The organism is Paenilisteria newyorkensis, from assembly GCF_000766145.1.
In the GTDB taxonomy this organism is placed as follows: domain Bacteria; phylum Bacillota; class Bacilli; order Lactobacillales; family Listeriaceae; genus Listeria_A; species Listeria_A newyorkensis.
In genome coordinates this window covers 101,862-107,873 of sequence record NZ_JNFB01000001.1, presented here as the reverse complement: position 1 = coordinate 107,873, position 6,012 = coordinate 101,862, and the positions used below count along the sequence as shown (strand labels likewise).

The following is a 6,012-nucleotide window of genomic DNA, read 5'->3' as shown; positions in this document are numbered from 1 at the left end:
AAACGGACGTAGCAGAAATTGTCTATGTCGATGCGCAATATAAAGTAATTCAACGTGTAGCAGTAACTGTTAAATAATAAAGACAAAAGATTGCGTAGAGATTCCATCTACGCAATTTTTTTGCCTAGACACATCTCTCATTCATTTGTTAGAATGGTATCAGGTCTTTATTTAACGAAGGAAGTGACATGGTTGGGATTTATAACTCGGTGGTTTGAGAGTATTGATTGGGATAAAGTTTGGCTCGATTCCGTTTCTAAAATAATTAGCGTCATTGTATTACTCCTATTGTATTTCATTGTTGGCTGGATTGGGCGTAAATTAATTCGGAGCTTCTTTCGGAAATATCGTTCACAACAAATGGTTTCAGAGAGCCGTGCCAAGACGTTAGAAGGCTTAATTATGAACGTTTTTGGGTATATTATGTTTTTCACTTTTGCGATATTAATCTTACAGAATTTCATCAATGTAACTGCGATTGTGGCCGGCGCTGGTGTCGCTAGTTTGGCGATTGCATTCGGCGCACAAGGGCTTGTGAGTGATGTTGTTACTGGTTTCTTCATCCTATTGGAGCGTCAACTGGATGTTGGTGATAGTATTACACTGGAACAAGTGAATGGAAATGTGGAGACGTTGGGTCTGCGGACGACGCAGGTTCGTGATTTTGATGGAACACTTCATTTTATCCCGAATCGGCAAATTATGATTGTGAGTAACCATTCTCGTGGAAATATGCGTATCTTAGTGGATATTCGAATCGCGCCGACAGCCAATGCAGAACTGGCAATGAATATCATTAAACGGGTCTGTGAGCAGGAAAAAGCGATGAATAAGAACATTGTCGACGGTCCAACTGTTCTTGGCGTTCAGGAAGTGAGCGCGACAAGTACTGTCATCCGTGTCATGGGAAAAGCGGTGAACGGCGAGCAATTTGAAGTGCAGCGTAACTTACTGAAGGATATTCGAGAGGAATTAGTTCGCAATCAGATTGAATTACCACTTTCTTATCTTGCGCCTTTGGAACCTGGAAAATAAAGAAGAAACCTCGAGTTTTTAGGCTCGGGGTTTCTTTTTGGTTCACATACTCTCTAAATACCCAGTCAAAACTTCGATAGCAAACGGAATCGCGGCCTCGTCTGGATTTAATTTGGAGTGATGGAGGCTGTATTCAGAGTCCACACCGAGCCAGAACATGAAGCCTGGAATTTCTTCTAGGAAATAGCCGAAATCCTCGCCTGTCATTGCTTCTTTACACGCGATATAGCTTTCTGGATGTGCTTTTTGCAAGTAGTCAATGAATTTATTAGTTTCGATCTCGTCGTTGTCTACTTCTACATAATCGGAACCTGGAATAAAGTTGACCTCGCATTGGTAGGCCTCTTCCCAGCCTTTTGCGAGTTGCTTGAGGCGCGTCCACACAATGTCCATCGTTTCTTTGGAGAGCGTACGAATCGTGCCATCCAAATAGGCTTCTTCCGCGATAACATTCTGCACCTCGCCACCACGGATTTGGCCAATCGTGATAACTGCGGCATCTAAAGGATCGATGTTACGGCTAATAATCGTTTGCATCTGACCTACAAAAGCACTTGCCACCACGACCATATCGTTCGCTAAATGAGGATACGCCGCGTGCCCACCTTTTCCTTTGAATGAAATAAACAACTCCGACGTATTCGCAAAAAGTAAACCTGGTTTCACCGCGATTTGTCCTGCTTTGTATTCTGGTGCGATATGAAGGCCAAACATCGTGTCCGGCCACCAAGCCTTGAATTCTGCGCTCTCCATGATTGGTTTGGCGCCACCTGGTCCTTCTTCAGCTGGCTGAAATACGAAAAGAAGATTGTCGCGTAATGGTTTACTCGCAAAATGAGTTAACAAACCGAGCGCAATGCTCATATGGCAATCATGACCACATGCGTGCATTTTTCCTTCGTGAAGGCTCGTGAACGGCAGTCCAGTTTCTTCAGTGATTGGAAGTGCATCAATGTCCGTCCGGTAACCGATTGTTTTTGTTGGGGCTGTCCCTGCGACGCGGACTAAAATCCCTGTACGCCACGTTTTGATTGCTAGGTTTTCTTGTGGCAACGTTGCTATGTAATCTAGTAGAAATTGCTGCGTTTTGAACTCCTCATAGCCGACTTCTGGAATGGTATGCAGTTCTCGGCGCAATTTTACGAATGGATTTAATTCGGTCATCCTTCTTCTCCTCCTAAAAAAGCGCCTACTCCTAACAAAAGTTCGCACTTTCGCCAAGAATAAACGCCGAATCATTTCTTATAGTTCGCGAAGTTCTTGCATAATTTCTGTTTTTGATTGTGTTTTCGCATCGATTTTTTTGATTTCTTTTGCAGGGATGCCCGCGACAACTGTGTACGGTGCCACATCTTTCGTTACAATCGCGCCTGCTGCTACAACAGCGCCTTTTCCAACGCGTACACCTTCTAGTACAACGACATTTGCGCCGATAACGACATCGTCTTCTATAATGACTGGTTGCGCGGATGGTGGCTCTACAACGCCTGCTAGGACAGACCCAGCGCCAACGTGACAGTTCTTACCAACCGTTGCACGACCGCCGAGTACCACGTTCATATCGATCATCGTACCGTCGCCGATAACAGCGCCAATATTGATGCTCGCACCCATCATGATAACCGCATTATCACCGATTTCCACTTGGTCACGAATCACAGCTCCAGGCTCAATACGCGCGTTAATATTTTTCATATCGAGCAATGGAATAGCCGAATTACGACGATCGTTTTCCACGACATAGTCTACTAATTTATCTTTATTAGCTTCAAGAAGTTCACTGATAACCGCCCATTCGCCGAAAATCGTTCCTGCTTCTCCCGTGATAAACGTCTTCACGTCTTCTGGGAATGCGATATTCGCAAGGTCGCCTTTGACATAAACCTTGACCGGTGTTGCCTTCTTGCTATTTTGAATGAATGAAATAATCTGATGCGCGTCCATTTGTTTCATGAATGAAAAACCCCTTTCAAATATGTGCCTCCATCTAATAGTGCCACAGCTAGTAGTGAGTTTCAAGATATTTATCTACAATTTCAAGAAACGCCTTCACTTGTGGCAGCGCGAGTGACTGTTCATAGCCAATCAGCGACGTATCTCGACTTAAAATTTCACCTGACTTATCGATGAGAGGAATTTTGTTAATGTCCTCGCTTGCGCCGATCAATGTCACCTCTGGCAAAATCGCAAAACCGATACCGTTAAAAGCCATTTGGCGACACGTCTCGATTTGATCCATCACCATGGCTTGACGCGGCATCTTGCCAAAATTGCGCTGCCAATAGTCTTGGATGACCTGATAATAATTCGAGTCGCTTTGGAACTGGACAAACGGCCGCTCAGAATCCAACACATCATCTAGCCGCATAATTTCTTTATCCACCAGAAAAAGCTTATCTTGAAAAAGTGGTTTTTGGATACTTTTCCAAGCTACGTTTCCGCGAACGATTCCGACATGCGCCGATCCGTCGACGAGCGCCTGATGAATCTCACTACTCCAGCCGGTGACGACCGAGATATGCACATCCGGGTACGCTTTGATAAATTGCTTCAAAACACGAGGTAGCCACATTTGCGCCACAATGCTAGCACAGGCGATTTTTAGCGTCCCGCGAACAATTCCGTCTTGCGCCTCTAAACGTTCCTGAATCTGCCGTTCCCGCTCGATAACACGCTCTGCATGCTGGACTATTGCCTCACCTTCTGGGGTCAGCAGTAAGCCTTTTTGCGTGCGCAGGAAAATCTTCGTATCCCATCTGCTTTCAATCGTTTGAAGTCGTTGGGAGAGCGCTGGTTGCGACAGAAATAGCTTCTCGGCACTTTTTCGCATATTAAGTTCTGCCGCTAAGCAAACCAATAATTCATACTCTGTGACAATCAATCGACTCTCTCCTATCTACTCATGGATATAGCGCTGCACTTGCTTTAGAATGACATGCCTCGTAATAATTCCTTCAAAAATGCCCGCTTCATCAACCACACAAATAAACGGATTGTCGACGAGTAACTTCACGATTTTTTCGATATCATGCGAATTCGTCAAAACTGGAATCTTCGTCTGCATCACATCTTCTACTTTTAGCTCCTCTAAGCGCTCATATTCAATGCGTTCCAAGCCAAGAATCGAATCGGTTATCATAGCGGAACTAATCAACCCGTGTAACTTAAATTCAAAATCTAGAACGGGAATAACAGAATACCCACATTTCGTCAAAACGAGTAAGGCATGCTCTAAATTATTTCCCATTTGGACGTGCGCTACTTTTTCGGCGGATATAATATAATTTTCTAATTTGTCATTCAAAAAATTTCCTAGTCTACTAGAGATCATCAAAATCTCCCTCATCTCTGTTCTTTATTGGCGTGTTTGAAAGTTAACTTCCAAAATTTAGTTATAACCCTGGCTATTCTAAATCCCTTGTGTATTTATCCCAAAATAGAATGGTTCAAACCTGCTCACGTCTATTTTACCATAAAGAAAGCTGTTTCAAAAGGGAAGGGGTTGAGAATGGGCGATTTTGGGTGGGAGGTGCTTGTGTTACGTTGGGGGATTCTGTTCTTTGATTTGTCATTGTTTTGAGGATTTGTTATCGTGGTTGGGCTCTTGGGATTTTCTTGGCTTGTGTAGGGATTGAGAGAGGGGTTCTTATTCATGTTAATAGTGTGAAGTCATACGTGGAGGGTTTGGTTTCCTAGTTTTTTATTTTGAGTTTTTCATGTTTGGCCCATCTCGTATGTGGGAACGCTCCGTTTTTGTTACTTATTCTTGTTTCGTGGGCTAGCTTCAACAGCCAAATCCTCGAAAACTTCATGCCCTCCATAAAAATCAAAAGAGGATTTTTACTGCGGCCCTTCCAGTTTTTTTCGGATTTAACGGGCTGTTTCAGCTTTTCGTCAACAAAAAGATTACCAAAAGCAACAGAGTTTGTCGTCTTTGGTAATCTTTCCGTTACTATTCTTTTTCACTGGAGACTAGTCTTGTTTCGTATTAGTCGCTTACTGCAGGATTTCGAAGATTTCTAGCGTCGTCATATCAATATCATCGAATTGATACTTGTTTTTATCTCCGTAAATTTCAATTTCATAGGAATTTGAAGCGTGGAAATAGCGTACTTCACACAACGGCTCTCCGTCTTTTTCGAATCTACGCGATTGTGTATCCGCCGTGTCATCCTCTTGCATTGCTTGTAAACGTTGAATAATTCCCAATAACTGAGACATTGTACATTCTCCTCTCTATTCAACCACTCGATTATCATTTGTTTAAAACCGTACTAACAGATTTTATCGCACCTTACACCTATTTAGCAAGCGTTCTGTAAAATTTATAATAAACAAATAATTCTCGACTCTTTATTACTGCTTTCCTCCAATCCGATTCCTTGAAACCTATTTTTTCTCCAAACAACAAAAAAAACGCAAAAATCAAGGTCACAAACCTCGTTTCACGTCTTCACTCAAAATTATATACTTAAAAACCTCAGCGTTTACCGCCACGCTGAATCAACCTTGTTTCTTATTTATATTTGTATCCAGCATCATTTTCACTGAACGCATAATTGTCTTTTGCCGGTGAAAACCTTTCACGCATACCGTTTGCTCATTCAGGGTCGTGTACACTTCACCCCAGGAACCAACTGGATTAAAACCATATACATGCAATTTCAACATCCCGTCTTTTGTCGGGAAATAAAAGGATTCTACTTTGCCTGTTTTATTCAATTTCCATCAAGCCCCTTCCAAAACGTTAACATTTTCTAATTGAAAATGATTATCATTATTGATAGTATACTCGAATTTTTCATAGAACACAAGCATTCTTGAAAAAAAATTATCCGATAATTCAAGAAATGTTGCATTATTTAACGAAATGAGCGAAATTGCCGACACATTTACGATTTTTTTGATTTTTTTCTCTAGTTTCCCTTTTTTCTCCACGCGTTTTCCGTTATAATTAGTTATAACTGGAAAGGAGGG

Annotated in this window: 7 protein-coding genes; 1 reads left to right on the top strand and 6 read right to left on the bottom strand. The window is 42.2% G+C overall.

Annotation, left to right across the window (positions count from 1 at the left end; translation table 11 throughout):
* The first annotated feature begins 153 nt into the window (after positions 1-153).
* Complete coding sequence (locus tag EP58_RS00540) at positions 154-1,035, top strand: mechanosensitive ion channel family protein (protein ID WP_052164786.1); 882 nt, start codon at positions 154-156, stop codon at positions 1,033-1,035.
* A 42-nt stretch (positions 1,036-1,077) separates the two neighbouring features.
* On the opposite strand, the gene EP58_RS00535 is transcribed toward EP58_RS00540, so the two are convergent.
* The 6 genes from EP58_RS00535 to EP58_RS00510 all read right to left on the bottom strand — a co-directional run bounded on the left by EP58_RS00535 (position 1,078) and on the right by EP58_RS00510 (position 5,757).
* Positions 1,078-2,199 carry an N-acetyldiaminopimelate deacetylase gene (locus tag EP58_RS00535; RefSeq protein WP_036088907.1) on the bottom strand — a complete coding sequence of 374 codons (1,122 nt, stop codon included), beginning with the start codon at positions 2,197-2,199 and terminating at the stop codon, positions 1,078-1,080.
* A gap of 78 nt (positions 2,200-2,277) precedes the next feature.
* Positions 2,278-2,988 carry a 2,3,4,5-tetrahydropyridine-2,6-dicarboxylate N-acetyltransferase gene (gene dapD, locus EP58_RS00530; RefSeq protein WP_036088905.1) on the bottom strand — a complete coding sequence of 237 codons (711 nt, stop codon included), beginning with the start codon at positions 2,986-2,988 and terminating at the stop codon, positions 2,278-2,280.
* Positions 2,989-3,037: 49 nt separating this feature from the next.
* Positions 3,038-3,916, bottom strand: a complete 879-nt coding sequence (locus EP58_RS00525; protein WP_036088903.1) for a LysR family transcriptional regulator — start codon at positions 3,914-3,916, stop codon at positions 3,038-3,040.
* Positions 3,917-3,931: 15 nt separating this feature from the next.
* Positions 3,932-4,366: a cyclic-di-AMP-binding protein CbpB gene (gene cbpB / locus EP58_RS00520; protein WP_036088900.1), complete on the bottom strand. Its 435-nt coding sequence runs from the start codon at positions 4,364-4,366 to the stop codon at positions 3,932-3,934.
* 665 nt (positions 4,367-5,031) lie between these two features.
* Entirely contained in the window at positions 5,032-5,256 is a 225-nt protein-coding gene (locus EP58_RS00515; protein ID WP_036077512.1) for a YkuJ family protein, read from the bottom strand.
* A gap of 282 nt (positions 5,257-5,538) precedes the next feature.
* Positions 5,539-5,757 (bottom strand): hypothetical protein, encoded by a 219-nt coding sequence (locus tag EP58_RS00510; RefSeq protein ID WP_036077515.1) that lies wholly within the window; start codon positions 5,755-5,757, stop codon positions 5,539-5,541.
* Positions 5,758-6,012 lie beyond the last annotated feature (255 nt).